This is a genomic window from Polymorphospora rubra (genome assembly GCF_018324255.1).
GTDB classification, from domain to species: domain Bacteria; phylum Actinomycetota; class Actinomycetes; order Mycobacteriales; family Micromonosporaceae; genus Polymorphospora; species Polymorphospora rubra.
Genome location: NZ_AP023359.1, coordinates 570676 through 588187, shown reverse-complemented (window position 1 = coordinate 588187; position 17512 = coordinate 570676). Strand labels below are relative to the sequence as shown.

Sequence of the window (17512 nt, the reverse complement as noted above, 5' to 3'; positions counted from 1 at the left end):
ACGGCTACCCTGACTCTCCGTGGCCAGACTTGACGACCCCCGTGCCGGATTCGAGCCGCCGAGCCTGGCCCGCCGGTTCGCCGCCCTGATGGTCGACTGGGCCGCCTGCGTCGCGGTGTCGAGCCTGTTCGCCGACCCGGTCCGCGACGGCTGGCCGCCGGTGGTCGTCCTGGTCGCCGTGTACGCCGTCTTCGTCGGCCTCTTCGCGCAGACCCCGGGCATGTGGGTGGCGAAGATCCGGTGCGTCTCCTACGCCGACGGCGGCCGGATCGGTGTCTTCCGGGCGCTCCTGCGTGGTCTGCTGCTGGTCCTGGTCGTGCCGGCGCTCATCATGGACGGCGAGCGGCGCGGTCTGCACGACCGGCTCGCCGGCTCGGTGATCGTGCCCCTCGACGGGCCGACGCCGGCCGCCGCACGGGATCGATAACGGTTCTGACCAGCGGTTACGCTGAGGTGATCTTCCGCTGACCGGAGGCCGGGCGGTTGCCTGCCGGCCACCGAGTCTTCATCGCTCCGACCGACCCGGATGTGGTGTTCGCCACGGCATCGCGCCGTACTGTTGCCTAAAGTTTGCAACAACCATTGATCACCATCTGGCGTTTGTCCGCGCCTGGAGGGCATCACATATGAGCGAGCGAAGCGAGCGACCCAACGGGTCCAGGCCTGGACGTGGCGGCGCCGAGCGGAGCGAGGTGGCGGCATGACCCCGCGATCGCTGCGCGTCGTGCTGGGCGGCCTGACCGCCCTCGGCCTGCTGGCCGCCGCCGGCTGCGGTAGCAACCCCGACGCCCCGGACGCGGCCGGCGCGACCGGCCTCGTCCTCGCCGACGCCTACGAGGACCCGTCGTTGAACCCGATCGCCGGCTACTCGGAGACCGGCTACAGCAAGATCTACGACGGGCTGGTCCGGGCGGCGCCGTACCAGGCCGGGGTGCTGCCGGCGATCGAACCGGCGCTCGCCGCGCAACTGCCGCAGGCCAGCCCCGACGCCCGCGAGTGGACGGTCAGCCTGCGTACCGGCGTCACGTTCCACGACGGCTCCGCCTTCGACGCCGACGACGTGGTGGCCACCTACCGGGCGGTGCTCGACCCCACCTCCGGATCGCCGCTGGCCAGCTCCTACGAGATGCTCCAGGCGGTCGACAAGGTCGACGCCAGCACCGTCAGGTTCACCCTCAAGTACTCCTACGCGCCGTTCGACCGGCGGCTGATGCTCGGCATCGTGCCGGCCGAGTCGGTCGCCACCCCCGGCCCCGCCGACGCGTCGCCGCTGAACGAGAAGCCGGTCGGCACCGGCGCCTACAAGCTGGAGTCGTGGCGCAAGGGCAGCGAGATGGTGCTCACCGCCAACCCCGACCACTGGGGCGGCGAGCCGGCGGTGAAGAAGCTGACCATCATCCTCGCCCCCGACGACAACACCCGGACCCAGCGCACCGCCGCCGGCGAGTTCGACGGGTCGTGGCTGCCGCCGAAGCTCGCCGCCACCTTCGCCGACCGGGACGGCTACAAGGTCGTCGCACACCCGAGCGCCGACTTCCGCGCCGTCAGCCTGCCGACCGGCCACCCGGTGACCGGTGACCCGGCGATCCGGTTGGCCCTCAACCACGCCGTCGACCGCCAGGCCATGGTCGACAACATCCTGGCCGGGTACGGCAAGCCGGCGTACACCCCGATTCCCGAGGCGCTGGGCACCTTCCACAACCCGCAGGCCACCTTCGCGTACGACCCCGCGCAGGCCGGCCAGATCCTCGACGCGGCCGGTTGGGTGCCCGGCCCGGACGGCATCCGGGTCAAGGGCGGGCAACGGGCCGAGTTCACCCTGATGTACTTCCCGAACGAGACCCTGCGCCGCGACCTCAGCCTCGCCTTCACCTCCGACGCGAAGAAGATCGGCATCGAGGTCAACCTCGAAGGCGTCGACCGGCCGAAGTTCCGGCCCCGGATCCCGCAGGACGCCGGCCTGCTCGGCGGCGGTGACAACCCGTACGACCCGGACACCCAGGTCTACGCCCTCCTGCACTCCACCTACGCGCAGTACGACGCGAACAACCCGTTCCGCAACCCGGGCGCCTACCGCAACGACGCCGTCGACGCCGCGCTGGACCTCGGTCGCCGCTCCATCGACCCGGCCGAGCGGACCCGTGCCTACCAGGACCTCCAGGCCGAGCTGATCAAGGCCCCGTCCGCCGTCATGCTGGCCTTCCTCGACCACGCGTACGTCGTCAAGACCGACGGCGCCTTCACCGGCACCGTCCCGGTGCTGGAGCCGCACGCGCACGGCACCTCCTGGGGCCCGTGGTGGAACGTGCGGGACTGGAAGCCGCGCCGGTGAACACGACCGACGGACGACGGATCGCCGGCCGGAGCGGGGTGACCCGATGAACCCGATCACCCGGCTGGTGCTGCGCCGGGCACTGCTCGCCGTGCCGGTGCTGGCGGTGGTCTCGGTAGCGATCTTCGCGCTGGCGGCGGCGTCGCCGTTCGATCCGCTGGCGGCGTACCTCGGCGACCGCTACCTGACGATGGACCCGGAGGACCAGGCCCGGATCGCCGCGCAGCACGGCTTCGACGACCCGTGGCCGCAGCGCTACCTGCACTGGGCCGGCGACCTGCTCACCGGCGACCTCGGCACCTCGGTGGCGCTGCGCCAGCCGGTCGTCGACGTGCTCGCCGAGCGGCTGCCGTGGACGATGCTGCTGGTCGCCGTTGCCCTCGTGATCACCATGACGACCGCGCTGGTGTTCGGGGTGTGGTCGGCGTGGCGGCAGGGCGGCTGGGTCGACCGGGTGGTCACCGCGCTCAGCCACGTGCTCGAGGGCATCCCGACGTTCGTCGTGGCGCTCGGTGCGATCGCCGTCTTCGGCGTGGCGCTGTCCTGGTTGCCGGTCGCCGGGCTCACCGAGGCGGGGGCCCCGGTCAGCTTCGGCCAGGTGTCCCGCCACCTGCTGCTGCCGGCGCTGGTGCTCGGCCTCTCGCAGGCCCCGGTGCTGCTGCTGCACGTACGGCAGTCGCTGCTGACCGCGCTCGCCGACGACCACGTCGCCGGGGCCCGGGCCCGTGGCCTCGGTGAGGCCCGGGTGGTGCTGCGGCACGCCCTGCCGGCGGCGCTGCTGCCGTTCACCACCCTGCTGGGTGCCCGGGCCGCCGAGATCGCGACCGGGGCGGTGCTGGTCGAGGAGGTCTTCTCCTGGCCCGGTGCCGCCCAGGCGGTGGTCCGCGCCGCGGTCGCCGTCGACTTCCCGCTGCTGGCCGCGCTGACCCTGCTGTCAACGATCGCGGTGCTGGTCAGTTCGTTGCTCGCCGACGTGGCGTACGCGCTGCTCGACCCGAGGGTGGCCGTCGATGCCTGACCTGACCGAAACCGCCCGGCCGACCGGAACCGTGCCGCCGGCCGACACCGCCCGGCCGCCTGGGTCCGCGCCGCCGCCTGGGTCCGCGCCGCCGCCTGGTTCCGCGCCGCCGGCCGACACCGTGCCGCCACCCGGTAAGACGCCGCCGGTGGACACCGCCCGGACCGACCGGGAGGGCTGGATCGACGCGGCCCGGCCGCGCGCCGGGATGCCGCCGCCCCGCCGGCGGTTCCGGACCGGCTGGGCCCGGCTGCGGCCGGTCGTCGGCCTGGGCCTGCTGGCGGTCCTGATCGGGTACGCCGTACTCACGCCGTGGCTGGCCGACTTCGACCCGCGGATCACCGACTATCCCGCCGGGCTGACCGGCCCGTCGGCCGAGCACCTCTTCGGCACCGATCCCGCCGGCCGCGACCTGCTGGTCCGGTCCGCCGCCGGATTGCGGGTGACGCTGCTCGTCGCCACCGTCTGCGCGATCGTCTCGACCGTGATCGGGACTCTCGTCGGGGCGCTGTCCGGGATCGCCGGCGGAGTCGTCGACCAGGCCGTCATGCGCCTGGTCGACACCGTCAACGCCGTACCGCACCTGCTGCTCGGCATCGTCATCGTCGCGCTCTACGGCGGCGGCCTGCCCGCCGTGATCATCTCGATCACGCTCACCCACTGGACCTCGGTGGCCCGGATCGTCCGCGCCGAGGTGCTGTCGCTGCGCGACCGTGAGTTCGTCGACGCCGCGATCAGCGGGGGAGCGTCGCGCTGGCGGGTCGTCCGCCGGCACCTGCTGCCCGCCGTCGTACCGCAGGCCGCCCTCGCCGCGGTGCTGATGCTGCCGCACGCGGTCTGGCACGAGACCACGCTGAGCTTCCTGGGCCTGGGCCTGGCCCCGCACGAGGCCAGCATCGGCATCCTGCTCGACGAGGCCCGTGAGGCGACGATGCTGGGCGGCTGGTGGGCGCTGGTCTTCCCGTCGGCGCTGCTCGTGGTCGCCACGCTGAGCGTCGCGGCGGGCGGCGCCGCCTGGCGCGACCGGCTCACCCCGCGCCGCAGGACGGAGTTGGCGCTGTGACGACGAAGCAGTCGACCACGACCGCCGGGCTCGCGCTGCGCGACCTGTCGGTGCGGTTCCTGGTCGGCCACGGCCGCCGGCGGGGGACCGCGCCGACCGTGGTGCAGGCGGTCAACGGCGTCACCCTCGACCTCGTACCCGGTCGGGTCCTGGCCCTGGTCGGGGAGAGCGGGTGCGGCAAGTCGGTGCTGGCCGCCGCGATCCTCGGCCTGCTGCCGGCCAACGCCCAGGTACGCGGCGCGGTCGAGCTGGCCGACCCGGCCGGTGGGGCGCCGCTGGAACTGCTGCGCTGCCCCGAACGGGTGCTGGCCGGATCGGTCCGGGGCCGCCGGATCGCACTGGTGCCGCAGTCCGCGTCGACCCACCTGACGCCGGTCCGCCGGGTCCGCGGCCAGCTCGCCGAGACGGTCCGGACCCTGACCGGCGTACGCGACAAGGCGGCACTGCGGACGCGCTGCGACGAACTCGCCGTCCGGGTCGGGCTGACCCCGGCCGACCTGGACCGCTATCCGCACGAGCTGTCCGGCGGCATGGCGCAGCGGGCGGCGATGGCGTTCGCCCTGGTCGGCGAACCGGAGGTGGTGCTCGCCGACGAGCCGACCGCGGGTCTGGACCGGCCGCTGGTGCGCAACACCACCGCGGCGCTGCGGGACCTGGCCGACCAGGGCCGGGCGGTACTGCTGATCACCCACGACCTGGCCGCGGCCGAGGACGTCGCCGACGACCTGGCCGTCATGTACGCCTCCCGGCTGGTCGAGAGCGGCCCGGCGGCGGCGGTGCTGGCCGACCCGTGGCACGACTACACCCGCGGCCTGCTGGCGGCGCTGCCCCGCAACGGCCTGACCCCGATTCCCGGGCAGCCGCCCGAACTGTCCCGGCTGCCGGCCGGTTGCCCGTTCCACACCCGGGTACCCGGCGACTGCTCGGGCGACCCGGCCCCCCGCCCGGTCGGCGACCGCTGGATCGCCTGCCGGTCCGGCGGTGCCGAACCGGTACCCGCGCTGTCCGGTTCGCCGGCGGCCACCAGCGGCACAGGAGACCAGTGATGCTGACCGCCGAGGGAATCACCGCCGGCTACCGGCGCGACCGGCCCGTGCTGTCCGATCTGCACATCGAGGTGGCGCCGGGGGAGATCGTCGGCCTGGCCGGGCCGAGCGGCTGCGGCAAGTCGACGCTGGTCCGGGTGCTGGCTCTGCTCCAGCGGCCGTGGGCCGGCACGGTCACCGTCGACGGCACCCCGGTACCCCGGTTCCGGTACGCCGCGCCGCGCGGCCTCCGGACCGCGGTCGGGGTCGTCTTCCAGTCACCGCGCCGGTCCGTCGACCCCCGGCTGTGTCTGCGGGACATCGTCGCCGAACCGCTGCGCGCCACCGGCCGCGGCGATGCCGGGACGGCCCGGGTGGCCGAGGTGACGGAGCTGGTCGGGCTCACCGCCGACCTGCTCGGACGGCTGCCGCACGAGGTCAGCGACGGCCAGTTGCAGCGGGCCTGCCTGGCCCGGGCGCTGGTGCTGCGGCCCCGCTACCTGATCTGCGACGAGATGACCGCGATGCTCGACGCGTCCAGCACGGCCGGTCTGGTGCAGGCGGTCCGGAAGGTCGCCGGCGACGGCGGGCCCGGGGTGCTGGCGGTCAGCCACGACGAGGATCTGCTGGCGGTCTGGGCCGGCCGGGTGGTCCGGCTGGCCGCGCCGGTCCCGGTGGCCGGCTGAGCCGCCGGCGCCTGACTGAGCCCTCGGGCGCCCGGCTGATGCGTGCCGCGCCCGCCGGGCGCCGGCGCCGGCCCGGAACCGCAGACGATCATTGCCTGTCGCTGCCCCTGCGTGTGGGGCGTGGACTCAGCGGCCGCGGGTCTGGCGGAACGCGCCCTTCGGCGGCCGCATGTTCTTCGGGATCGCGCCCTTGGGCATCTGCGGCCGGGCGGACAACGCCTTGAGTCGCTTGTCGAGGGCGTTGACCTCCTTGCCGCTGAGGTTGCGGGGCAGCCGCATCAGCGTCATCCGCAGCTTGCGGATCGGGATCTCGTTCTCGCCCTGCCCGATGACGTAGTCGTGGAGCGGGGCGGTGCCGATCACCTTGGCCAGTCGCCGCTTCTCCTGCCCGAGCAGGCCGCGGATGCGCTGCGGGTTGCCTTCGGCGAGCAGGATGATGCCGGGCCGGCCGATGACCAGGTGCACCATGTCCATCTGGGTGGTCGAGCTGACCGCCGGGGTCACCCGCCAGTCACCCCGCATGTTTTCCATGATCGTCGCCGCCGCACCCGGCTGCCCCTCGGCGGCGTTCATCATCGCCGTGTTGGACCGCAGGTTGAGCACGATCAGCAGACCGAGCAGGGCGAGCAGGATGCCGATCGGCAGCCACAGCCAGCCCCAGAAGACGACCGCGACCACGGTCAGCGCGAGCGGCAGCAGCACCGCGGCGGCGGCCAGCGGGATGAACCACCGGTCGCGCTTGGCGGTGAACGAGAACACCATCCCGATCTGCTTCAGGCGCGTGCGGAACGGAACCTTCTCCTGGGGCTTTGCCATGCGACGGAGTCTAGTGGTCGGCCCCGGCGGCCACGATCTGCGGCTCTCGGGTCGGCGCGGGCTCGGTTGCGGGCTCGGCTGCGGGCCTGGTGACGGCCGTCGGGGTGGACCGGACCGCCCGGAACCGCCGCCAGGCCAGTGCCGCGCCGATCAACGCCAGCGGCAGTGACGGGGTCGAGTAACGCGGGTCGACGACCGAACTGCCGACCGACGCGACGATCATCCCGATCGCGAGCCCGGCGAACATCAACGGTTCCAGATGCTCGCGCAACGTCGAGGCCCGTGGGCGTACGAGGGCCAGGGCGAGCACCAGCAGGAAGGCGAGGCCGACGACGGTCGCCGGTACGGTCGCCACCCTCGAGTACCCGTGCAGCGGCTCCATCAGCGGATGCTGGTTTCCGGTCGCGAGGCCGGTGTAGTTGCGGTACTCGGGATTGTCCGGGGCCATGTGCGGCCGGCACCGGGTCTCCTGCTCGGTGACCGGGAACTCCCACACCTCGGTGAGGCACACCGTCCGCTCGTCCGCCGGGTCCGGTACGGGGCGCAGGATCCTGCCGGTCTCGACGACCACCATCTCGGCGAAGTCGAGCGGTTGGCCGAGGATCGCCTTGCGGGCGAACGTGCCGAAGAGTTCGTCGTACTCGCGGCCGGCGTAGTCGTGGTTGGCCGACCGGGCCCCGCCCCACAGGTAGCGGTCCGCCGGCCGGCGCTCGTCCAGCGGCTCGGTCGGGCACAGCCGGCGCTCGGCGTCGGTCAGCGTCAGCCGGTCGCAGTCGACGAACGTGGTGGTCCGCGCCCACAGGAACCGGCCGCCGTAGGTGCCGAACGAGTACTGCCCGTGGTGCTGGTGGTACCAGGTGAGGTAACCGCCGAGGACCAGCCCGACCACCGACGCGAAGGCGGCCAGCCGGAGCCAGCCGATCCGGCGGATCAGCAGGTAGAGCACGGGTACGGCGAGCGCCACCAGGCCGATGGAGCGGGTCACCGCGGCCCAGCCGAAGAGCGCGCCCGCGATGGCGCAGAGCAGCCAGCCCGGGTTGTCGCGCCGCCAGCACAGCAGCAGCAGACCGACGGTGACCAGCACGGTGAACAGCGTCTCGGCGAGCAGGTAGTGCTCCAGCGCGACGGTGCGGGCGTCGAGGACCAGCGGGGTGGTCGCCAGCAGCGCCACGGTACGGGACAGGCCCTTGCGCTGGAGGAAGACGTAGACGGCGGCGGCCAGGGCGAGCCCGGCCAGGTGCTGCAGGACGACGACCACCCGGGTCGTGCCGAACGGCAGCAGTGCCTCGATCAGGAAGCTGTAGCCGTACGGGCGGATGACGTCGGGCACCTCGCGGAAGGCCCGGCCGAGGTAGCTGTGGCTGTCGCCGTGGTACCAGAACGCCGGGGCGTACCCGACCATGACCAGCACCCGGAGCAGCAGGCCGGCGGCGAGCAGGGCCAGCAGCAGCCAGTGGGTCCGGGCGAGCCGGCCCGAGTTGTCACGCAGATAGGTCAGTGCCTCGGTGGTCCCCGCGCGCAGGCGGGCCGGCGTACCGGTGACGCGTGCGCGCAGCCTGGGTAAAGCGGCCGGCGATTTGGCTGCCGGTCGCTCGGCGGTTCCGGTCATTTCCCTGCCGACTTGATCGGCAGAACGGGAGCGGCGCGGCCGGTGCCATGGTCACCGGGCCGCTTCTCCTCGTGGTATTCCTCTTCCACGTTGATTTCCCATACGTCGTGGTCGGTGCCGTCGAGGATGTTTTCCACGGTGAGCATCGCGGTCATCATCGAGTGGTCGGCATTGTTGTAACGGTGCATGCCGTTGCGGCCGACCGGGTGCACGTTGGGCGCGTCCTGCGCCAACCAGCGGCGAATCGTGTCGACGTTCTCGGCATACGCGAAGTCGTAGAAAGGATAGGCCTTCGGCATCCGTACCACATACCCGGACTCCACGGATCCGGGCCGGACGAGGCCGAGTTTCTCGAGTTCGGTGGTGCCGAGCCTGATCAGGTCGTCGTCGTCGGAGTTCCACAACTCGTCGCCGAGGGTGAGGAAGTATTCCAGCCCGAGGCAGGTGCGGCCGTCCTTGACCAGGTAGGGCGACCAGGAGCCGAAGTTCTGGATGCGGCCGACCTTGACCTCCGGGGCGTGGATGTAGATCCAGTTGTCCGGGAAGCTGAACTCCTGCGGCACCACCAGCGCCACGGTGAGGAAGTCGCGGTAGCGCAGCGCCTCGGCGGCGGCCAGCACCTCCGGCGGGGCCGGCGGCTCCATCGCCCTGACCAGTTCGGAGATCGGCATGGAGGAGATCACGTGGTCGGTGGCTATCCGCCGGTCACCGGTGGGCTCCGCGACGGTGACCGCGACCACCCTTCCGTCGGCCCGGTGGATGGTGCGTACGGGGGTGTCGAGGGTGACCGTACCGCCCCGTTTCTCGACGTGTTCGGCGCACCGTTCCCACATCATTCCGGGGCCGAACTTGGGGTATTGGAACTCCTCGATCAGGCTCGTGATGTCCTTCTGGTTACGCCTGGGCATCAGCGAGTTGAGCACCGCGTTAAGAAGTGAGAGGTTCTTGATCCGCTGGGCGGCCCAGTCCGACGACAGTTCGGTCGCCGGCACCCCCCAGAGCTTTTCGTTGTACGTCTTGAAGAAGTGCGAATAGAGCCGTGCTCCGAACCGCGCGGTGACCCAGCCGGCGAGGTGCGACTGGTCCTTCGGCGGGGAGATCCGGGCGGCGAGATAGGAGGCGACGCAGCGGACCGCCTCGACCAGGCCCAGGTTTCGCAGCGCGTTGCTGGCCTTGAGCGGATAGTCGAAGAGTCGGCCCCGGTAGTGGATGCGGCTCATCCGCGGCCGGAGGAGGAACTCCTCGTCGGGCAGGATCTCGTGCCACAACGCCTCGACCTGGGGCACCTTCGTGAAGAACCGGTGGCCGCCGATGTCGAACCGCCAGCCGTCGCGTTCGACGGTGCGACTGATGCCGCCGACGATGTCGTCAGCTTCGAAGACCTGGACGGGGGCCGAGCGTCGGGTCAGCTCGTAGGCTGCGGTGAGGCCGGCCGGGCCAGCGCCGATCACCACGGTGTGGGGTGAGGTCGTCATGCTTCTTTCCGTCACGCTTGATGCCGCCAGAAGGGGCCCGCGCCAGCGTCCGGCTGGTCGTGCGCGGGTGTGACGGGCTGCCCGGGTGCCCGCCGGAATCTAGCATGACGAATGGTGACCGTGTGGTACAAGCCACTGGCGGTCAGTTGACCTCGATCGGCTCCTTGATCTTGCGTGCGTCGATGGCCTGCTGGTAGAGCCGACCGGCCCGGTAGGACGAACGCACCAGCGGTCCGCTCAGCACACCCGCGAATCCGATCGCCTCGGCCTCGGCGCTCAGCTCGACGAACTCCTCCGGCTTGACCCACCGTTCCACCGGGTGGTGGCGGGGGGTCGGTCGCAGGTACTGCGTGATGGTGATCAGCTCGCAGCCCGCGGCGTGCAGGTCGCGCAGTGCCTGGACCACCTCTTCGCGTTCCTCGCCCATGCCGAGGATCAGGTTGGACTTGGTGACCAGGCCGGCCGCGCGGGCCTTCGTGATGACGTCGAGCGAGCGCTCGTAACGGAACGCGGGCCGGATCCGCTTGAAGATCCGCGGCACCGTCTCGACGTTGTGCGCCAGCACCTCCGGCCGGGCCGCGAACACCTCGGCGAGCTGGTCGGGGTCGCCGTTGAAGTCGGGGATGAGCAGTTCGACGCCGCACCCCTCCTGCAGGGCGTGGATCTGCCGCACCGTCTCGGCGTACAGCCAGGCGCCGCCGTCGGGCAGGTCGTCGCGCGCGACGCCGGTGACGGTCGCGTAGCGCAGGCCCATCGTGGCCACCGACTCGGCGACCCGGCGCGGCTCGTCGGCGTCGAAGTCGGCCGGCTTACCGGTGTCGATCTGGCAGAAGTCGCACCGGCGGGTGCACTGGTCACCGCCGATCAGGAAGGTCGCCTCCCGATCTTCCCAGCACTCGTAGATGTTGGGACAGCCGGCCTCCTGGCAGACCGTGTGCAGGCCCTCCTTGGCGACCAGGCCGCGCAGGTGGGTGTATTCGGGACCCATCTTCGCCTTGACCTTGATCCATGGCGGCTTGCGCTCGATGGGGGTCTCGGCGTTACGGGCCTCGATGCGCAACATGCGCCGGCCCTCGGGTGCGATGGTCACCTCACGAGCCTACGCCGCAGGCCGGACCCGGGGCAGGGTGGGCGATGAGGGTCACGTGGCGGTGTGACGGCGCTCACCGTGGGCTGTCGGAAACGTGCCGTCGAAAACCGGTGGCGGTCGCTGTTAACGTCGTGGGCAACAGCGACGACGGAGCCGAGTAGCACCTCGCCCCCGGAGTCCAGAGAGTCGCCGGCAGCTGTGAAGGCGATCTCCGGACGGGGTGTGAAGACCCTCCTGAGCTGCGGGAAGAACGGCGCCGAGGCGCCCAGTAGAGCCCGCCGGACTGGCCCACGTCACCGGGCGACGAACGAGGCCCCCGTCCGCGGGGCGAAGGTGTGGTGGCACCGCGAGGTTCCCGCTCGCCCACACCTCCCTGGGGATCGCGTTGCGATTACGCAAGGAGGTGCCGAAATGCAACGCATCCTTTCCGTCCGACTGTCCGCCCACATCGGCGAACAGGTCGTCGTCGCCGGCTGGATCCACCGCCGGCGGCTGCTCAAGTCGGTCGCGTTCCTGATCCTGCGCGACGCCGCCGGACTCACCCAGGTCGTGGTCAGCGAACCCGCGGCCCGGGCCCAACTCGAGGCACTGCCCGAGGAGACCGTCGTCGAGGTCACCGGCCGGGTGGTCGGCAACCCCTCGGCGCCCGCCGGGGTCGAGGTCGTCGACCCGGTCGTACGTCCGCTCGGCGCACCCGCCGTACCGCCGCCGTTCGACCTGTACCGGCCGGCGCTGACCGCGACCCTGCCGACCCAGCTCGACCACGCGTCGGTGGCCCTGCGGCACCCGACCCGGTCCGCCGCGCTGCGGATCTCGGCCGCCGCCACGGCCGGCTTCCGGTCCATACTCGACGGGCAGGGGTTCGTCGAGGTGCACACCCCGAAGGTCGTCGGCTCGGCGACCGAGAGCGGCGCCAACGTCTTCGCCCTCGACTACTTCGGCCGGCCGGCCTACCTGGCCCAGTCGCCGCAGTTCTACAAACAGTTGATGGTCGGCGTCTTCGAACGCGTCTACGAGGTCGGGCCGGTCTTCCGCGCCGAGCCGCACGACACCGTCCGGCACCTGGCCCAGTACACCTCGCTCGACGTCGAGTTCGGCTTCATCCGCGACCACCGGGACGTGATGGCGGCCCTGCGCGACGTACTGGCCGGGATGCTGGCCACGGTGGGGGAGCGGTGCGCCGCCGACCTCGCCACGCTGGACGTCACGGTGCCGGAGGTGCCCGCCGAGATCCCGGCGGTGCACTTCACCGAGGCGCTGCGGATCGCCGGGGCACCCGCCGACGAACCCGACCTCGCGCCGGCCCACGAACGGGCGCTGGGGGAGTGGGCCCGCGCCGAACACGGGTCCGACTTCGTATTCGTCACCGGCTACCCGATGGCGAAGCGGCCGTTCTACACCCATCCGGACCCGGCCCGTCCGGCGTACTCGAACGGGTTCGACCTGCTCTTCCGCGGCCTCGAACTGGTCACCGGCGGGCAGCGCCTGCACCGGCACGCCGACTACCTGGCGGCGCTGGCCGCCCGCGGCGAGCAGATCGAGCCGTACGCGTCGTACGTCGACGCGTTCCGGCACGGGATGCCGCCGCACGGCGGCTTCGCCATCGGCCTGGAACGCTTCGTGGCAAGGCTGACCGGCGCCGCGAACGTACGCGAGGTGGTGGCCTTCCCCCGCGACCTCCACCGCCTCACCCCGTAACCACCCTCATGATCCGCGTGATCAGGGACCTTTTTCGGCGCGTCGTCGGCGCGTCGGGGTGGGAACTCCCTGATCACGCGGATCTTGGCATGGGGCGAAGCCCGGGGCCGGGCGAAGCGGGGGCCGGTCCGGTCAGGGCAGGAGGGTGGGGAGGTGGCGGTGCACCACCGGCAGTACGTCGGCGACCGTCACCGGCCGGCCCAACTCGGCGGTCAGCGAGGTGACCCCGGCGTCGCGGATGCCGCACGGCACGATCCGGTCGAAGGCGGTCAGGTCGCAGTCACAGTTGATGGAGAACCCGTGCTGGGTCACGCCCTTGGACACCCGGATGCCGATCGCGGCGACCTTGCGGGCCGGACCCCGGTCGTCCTCCGCCACCCACACCCCACTGCGACCCTCGATCCGGTCGGTGGCCAGTCCGAACTCGGCGCAGACGTCGATCAGCAACTGCTCGGTACGGCGTACGTAGGCGACCACGTCGATCGGGTCGGGCAGCCGGAGGATCGGGTAGCCGACGAGCTGCCCCGGACCGTGCCAGGTGATCTTTCCACCGCGGTCGACGTCGACGACCGGCGTGCCGTCCATCGGCCGGTCCCACGGCTCGGTCCGCTTGCCGGCCGTGTAGACGCTCGGGTGCTCCAGCAGCAGCGCCGTGTCCGACTCCTCGCCGGCGGCCACGGCCTCGTGGCGGCGGCGCTGCTCGTCCCAGGCGGCCAGGTAGTCGACGACGCCGGCGTCGACGACGGTCAGGCCGGAGATTGTGGTGGTCACCAGGCCAGCGTAGTCCCGCCGCCCACCGGTCGGGCCGGTGAGACCGGTCACCGGGGTCGCTAGCCTGGTCCGGTGCTGACGGTCGTGTTGCTGCTGGTCCACGCCGGGGTCGCCGCGCTGTGGCTGGGCGCGATGAGCTACAGCCTGTTCGTGCTCCAGCCGAAGATCGCCCGGATGTGCGACGGCGACCCGGTACGGATCGAGGACGCCGAACGGGTGCTCGCCAACGGCAACCGGCGACCGGTGCTCGCGCTGGTCACCGTCCTGTGGCTGTCCGGGATCGCGCTCACCGGCCTGGCCGCCGCCGACGGGTTGTCCACGACCGGCTGGCTGCTGGTCGGGATCAAGGCGGTCCTGCTCGCCGTGGCCAGCGGGCTCTTCTGGTGGGTGTCGTGGCGGGGCTGGCCCCGCCGGGTCTTCGCGCTGCCGGCCGAACTGCCCGGCCTGCGGCGCCGCTTCCGGCTGGTCGCCTTCGCGATGCTGGCCCTGGTCGGCGCCGCCGCTGTGCTCGGCTTCGTCGGCGGCCACGCCTGACCGGCCGCTACAGTTCGCCCCGCCCGCGCAGCCAGTCGAAGATTAGTTTGTCCACCGTGGACGACACCTCCCGGCCCGAGTGGTCCAGCCAGCGGATCTCCTCGATCTCGGCCCCGGGTTCGAGGTCGCCGCGGTAGTCGGCCCGGTAGCACGTCATCCGCACCGTGACGCCGTCCGGATGACCGTGGGCCGGCGCCTCGAAGACCCCGGCGAACTCGATCGTGCCGTCGACCAGTTCGACCCGCAGTTCCTCGGCGATCTCGCGGTTCAGGGCCTCGTGGTCGGTCTCGCCGGCCTCCCGTTTGCCGCCCGGCAGGTAGTAGGTGTCCTTGCCGTACGAGCGGGTGCTCAGGATGCGGCCGTCCTCGACCCGGAGCCAGGCGAGCTTGTCGATGACGGCGGTGCCGGCCTCAGTTCCCATTCGGCTTCCACAGCCAGACGTCCTCGACGCGCTCCGGCGGGCCGAGCAGGTCGGTCATCAGTTCCAGCAGGGCCTCCTGCCGTACCGGCCACGACGTACCGAACACGTGGTCGGCCAGCACCACCACCTCGGCGTCCCAGTAGTCGAGGTCGGCGCGTACGCCGGCCCGCTCGGTGTCGCCGATCGGCGGCACCTCCCCGCTGCGCGCGACCTCCAGCAGCAGCCCGTCGGTGAAGCGTGGCAGCGGCCCGATCCGGCCCCGGCCGTCCGGGCCGCCCGGGCCGAGGAAGTAGCCGCTCGGCAGCTTGAACTCGCCCTGCCGGTGCGCCAGCGCGTACGCCTGCCAGCGTTGCGCGTCCGGGGTGATGTCGAGGGTCAGCGGGACCGGTACGAGCACGCCGCCGGGCGATACGTGGTCGCGCCAGGCGCCGGAGGTGATGAAGGTGGGCACCGGGTCCCGGTCGATGGTCAGCAGCGGCATCGGCGTCAGGGGGAGCAGCGCCACGGCGAAGCCGGCGACCCAGGCGCCGGTCGCCGCCCGGGAGGGCGGTGCGTCGCGCAGCCGGTCGACGGTCAGGGCCAGCAGTACGGCGAACACCGGTGCGACCGCCAACGCCAGCCGGCTGGGCAGCGCGGCGTCGAACAGCGGTACGTCGTCGAGCAGCGCGTACGGCAGCGGGATCCCGGTGACCGTACCCATGATCTTGAGCTTGGGGCCGAGCGACAGCACCGTGAACACGCCGGCGGTGACCGCGAGGGCCCGCAGCGTGGCCCGGCGTCCCGGGTCGGCCCGCCGCCACAGCGTGACGAAGCAGACGACCGCCAGGACCAGCAGGCCGGCGCCGAGGAACGAGTTCTCCTCGGTCGGGTTGGGGGCCAGTTCGGTGTCCAGGCCGAGCACGCCGGCCAGCGACCGGATCGGGTACGCCACGTATGCGGCGAGGTCCTCGGCGTGGATGATCGGGTCGTATCCGGTGCCGTGGAACCGCTGCGGCCCGGCGAAGTGCAGCCACAGCGGGTAGGCGAGCAGGAGCAGCGAGGTCACGGCGGTGACGGCGAGCCCGCGCAGCAGGTCCGGCAGTGCGGCGCGGGCCTCGGCGCGTACGGCCCGCGACAGCGCCCAGGTGCCGAGGAAGATCCCGCAGGCGATGGCGGTGAAGAAGAGTCCCTCGGCGGCGATGGAGAAGCCGGCGGCGACCAGTACGCCCAGCACGATGCCGTTGCGCAGCCAGCGGCCGGGCTGGCGCAGCCGTAGCACCTGCCACACGATGACCGGCACCAGCCAGCCGGCCGTCCAGTTGAGGTGCCCGTTGGCGTGCGACACCAGACCGGGGGCGAACCCGGCGACCAGCCCGCCGACGGCCGCCGCGAGCGGGGCGCGGACCAGGTGCCGGGAGAGCACCCAGTACCAGGCGAAGGCGCTGCCGGCCAGGTTGGCGGTGAGCACGGTGACGTAGGCGGCCGTCGGGCCGAAGAGCCAGGTGACCGGCGCGAACACGATCGCGATCACGGTGATCGAGGTGTTCATGCCGAGGTTGACGCCGTACGGGACGTTGAGCAGGTCGGCGAAGAGCGGGTCCTGCCCGTGGGTGAGGGCGTACGGGCCGTAGGCGAGCAGCCATTCGAAGAACGTCTGGTCGCCGGTGCTGGCCGTCAGCGACCGCTGGCCGAGGTCGGTCCACAGGCCACTGGTCACGAATGCGGCGAGCCCGATCGCGACGGCGGCGAGGAGCAGGTCGACCCGCCATCCGGGTCGGCGGCGGCCGGTGGTGCCCGGCGCGGTCTGCCCGGCGGCCCGACCGGCGGTCGGGCGTTCGGTGTCGTCCGGCTTGGGCCCGGTGACCGGGGTGGGAGCGATCGGCACGGCCCAGGTTACCAAGACGTGCCCGACACGCCCGGTTCGTGGGTAACCTTGACCGCGTTATTGAAAATGACTATCACTTTAATAGTCCGTGCATCATCTCTCCTGGAGACCCGTACCCGTGAAGACCTCGTTCGTCGGCAAGGGCGGCAGCGGCAAGACCACGCTCGCCGGCCTCTTCGCCCGCCATCTCGCCGCCCTGCCGGCCCCGCTGCTCGCCATCGACGCCGACATCAACCAGCACCTCGCGGTGGCGCTGGGCGCCAGCGACGAGGAGGCCGTCCTGCTGCCCGCGCTCGGCGACCACCTCGCCGACATCAAGGAACACCTGCGCGGCGACAACCCGCGGATCAGTTCCACCGCCGCGATGGTCAAGACCACCCCGCCCGGCCGCGGCTCCCGCCTGCTGACCGTCACCGGCCCCAACCCCGTCTACGACGCCCTGGTGCGCGAGGTCGGCGGCGTACGTCTCGCGGTCACCGGCCCGTTCGCCACCGCCGACCTCGGCGTCGCCTGCTACCACTCCAAGGTCGGCGCGGTCGAACTGATGCTCAACCACCTCGTCGACGGCCCCGGCGAGTACGTCGTGGTCGACATGACCGCCGGCGCCGACTCGTTCGCCTCCGGCCTGTTCACCCGGTTCGACGCCACCTTCCTGGTCTGCGAGCCCACCGTGCGCAGCGTCGGCGTCTACCGGCAGTACGTCGGCCACGCCCGCGACTTCGGCGTACGCGTGCACGTGGTCGGCAACAAGGTCGACGACGAGTCCGACGTCGCGTTCCTGCGCGAACACGTCGGCGACGACCTGCTCACCTGGATCGGCCGGTCCGCCTACGTCAAGGCGGCCGAGCGCGGCCACGTACGTCCGGTCGACGCGCTCGAGCCGGCGAACCGCCAGGCCCTGGAGGTGCTGCGGGCGACCGCCGACGCCGCCACCAAGGACTGGGCCACCTACACCCGGCAGGCGGTGGAGTTCCACCTGCGCAACGCCAACGCCTGGGCCAACGACAAGGTCGGCGAGGACCTCGCCCGCCAGGTCGACCCGGACTACGTGCTCGGACCCGACCCGCTGGTTCGAGCGGCCCGCTGACCCGTTCCGTCCTCCCGTTCCAC

General features: G+C 72.0%; 16 protein-coding genes. 9 read left to right on the top strand and 7 right to left on the bottom strand.

Annotated elements, in window-relative coordinates; genetic code table 11:
- Positions 1-64 precede the first annotated feature (64 nt).
- From Prubr_RS02580 to Prubr_RS02555, 6 genes are all read left to right on the top strand, one after another.
- Complete coding sequence (locus Prubr_RS02580; protein ID WP_425518084.1) at positions 65-427, top strand: RDD family protein; 363 nt, start codon at positions 65-67, stop codon at positions 425-427.
- A 273-nt stretch (positions 428-700) separates the two neighbouring features.
- A complete protein-coding gene (locus tag Prubr_RS02575; protein WP_212821217.1) occupies positions 701-2332 on the top strand; it encodes an ABC transporter substrate-binding protein in 1632 nt (543 codons plus the stop codon).
- A gap of 46 nt (positions 2333-2378) precedes the next feature.
- Positions 2379-3350, top strand: a complete 972-nt coding sequence (locus tag Prubr_RS02570) for an ABC transporter permease (RefSeq protein ID WP_212821215.1) — start codon at positions 2379-2381, stop codon at positions 3348-3350.
- Entirely contained in the window at positions 3343-4413 is a 1071-nt protein-coding gene (locus Prubr_RS02565) for an ABC transporter permease (protein ID WP_246568236.1), read from the top strand. Before Prubr_RS02570 ends, Prubr_RS02565 begins: the two co-directional genes overlap by 8 nt.
- Positions 4410-5459 carry an ABC transporter ATP-binding protein gene (locus tag Prubr_RS02560; protein ID WP_212821213.1) on the top strand — a complete coding sequence of 350 codons (1050 nt, stop codon included), beginning with the start codon at positions 4410-4412 and terminating at the stop codon, positions 5457-5459. The genes Prubr_RS02565 and Prubr_RS02560 overlap by 4 nt, the downstream gene beginning before the upstream one ends.
- Positions 5459-6124, top strand: a complete 666-nt coding sequence (locus Prubr_RS02555; protein ID WP_212821211.1) for an ABC transporter ATP-binding protein — start codon at positions 5459-5461, stop codon at positions 6122-6124. Before Prubr_RS02560 ends, Prubr_RS02555 begins: the two co-directional genes overlap by 1 nt.
- Before the next feature lie 126 nt (positions 6125-6250).
- On the opposite strand, the gene Prubr_RS02550 is transcribed toward Prubr_RS02555, so the two are convergent.
- The 4 genes from Prubr_RS02550 to lipA all read right to left on the bottom strand — a co-directional run bounded on the left by Prubr_RS02550 (position 6251) and on the right by lipA (position 11114).
- Positions 6251-6940 carry a DUF4191 domain-containing protein gene (locus tag Prubr_RS02550; RefSeq protein WP_212821209.1) on the bottom strand — a complete coding sequence of 230 codons (690 nt, stop codon included), beginning with the start codon at positions 6938-6940 and terminating at the stop codon, positions 6251-6253.
- A 10-nt stretch (positions 6941-6950) separates the two neighbouring features.
- A complete protein-coding gene (locus Prubr_RS02545) occupies positions 6951-8549 on the bottom strand; it encodes a hypothetical protein (RefSeq protein ID WP_212821207.1) in 1599 nt (532 codons plus the stop codon).
- Positions 8546-10024 carry an NAD(P)/FAD-dependent oxidoreductase gene (locus tag Prubr_RS02540; RefSeq protein ID WP_212821205.1) on the bottom strand — a complete coding sequence of 493 codons (1479 nt, stop codon included), beginning with the start codon at positions 10022-10024 and terminating at the stop codon, positions 8546-8548. Before Prubr_RS02540 ends, Prubr_RS02545 begins: the two co-directional genes overlap by 4 nt.
- A 142-nt stretch (positions 10025-10166) precedes the next feature.
- The gene (lipA, locus tag Prubr_RS02535; RefSeq protein ID WP_212821203.1) at positions 10167-11114 is read right to left on the bottom strand and encodes a lipoyl synthase; all 948 of its coding nucleotides are present in this window, start codon (positions 11112-11114) and stop codon (positions 10167-10169) included.
- A 411-nt stretch (positions 11115-11525) separates the two neighbouring features.
- Between lipA and aspS the strand changes: the two genes are divergently transcribed.
- On the top strand, positions 11526-12812 hold the full coding sequence (gene aspS / locus Prubr_RS02530) for an aspartate--tRNA(Asn) ligase (protein ID WP_212821201.1): 1287 nt from the start codon (positions 11526-11528) through the stop codon (positions 12810-12812).
- Between the two features lie 132 nt (positions 12813-12944).
- Here aspS and lipB read toward each other — a convergent pair whose 3' ends face one another.
- Positions 12945-13583, bottom strand: a complete 639-nt coding sequence (lipB, locus tag Prubr_RS02525; RefSeq protein ID WP_212821199.1) for a lipoyl(octanoyl) transferase LipB — start codon at positions 13581-13583, stop codon at positions 12945-12947.
- A gap of 72 nt (positions 13584-13655) precedes the next feature.
- Between lipB and Prubr_RS02520 the strand changes: the two genes are divergently transcribed.
- Positions 13656-14117, top strand: a complete 462-nt coding sequence (locus Prubr_RS02520) for a hypothetical protein (protein WP_212821197.1) — start codon at positions 13656-13658, stop codon at positions 14115-14117.
- Between the two features lie 7 nt (positions 14118-14124).
- Here the strand turns inward: Prubr_RS02520 and Prubr_RS02515 are convergent, their stop codons facing one another.
- Both Prubr_RS02515 and Prubr_RS02510 read right to left on the bottom strand, forming a co-directional pair.
- On the bottom strand, positions 14125-14538 hold the full coding sequence (locus tag Prubr_RS02515; RefSeq protein ID WP_212821196.1) for an NUDIX hydrolase: 414 nt from the start codon (positions 14536-14538) through the stop codon (positions 14125-14127).
- Positions 14528-16273: a DUF6311 domain-containing protein gene (locus Prubr_RS02510; protein WP_212827367.1), complete on the bottom strand. Its 1746-nt coding sequence runs from the start codon at positions 16271-16273 to the stop codon at positions 14528-14530. Before Prubr_RS02510 ends, Prubr_RS02515 begins: the two co-directional genes overlap by 11 nt.
- Positions 16274-16520: 247 nt before the next feature.
- On the opposite strand from Prubr_RS02510, the gene Prubr_RS02505 reads away from it, so the two are divergent.
- Positions 16521-17489: an ATP-binding protein gene (locus tag Prubr_RS02505; RefSeq protein WP_212821194.1), complete on the top strand. Its 969-nt coding sequence runs from the start codon at positions 16521-16523 to the stop codon at positions 17487-17489.
- The last annotated feature ends 23 nt before the right edge of the window (positions 17490-17512 follow it).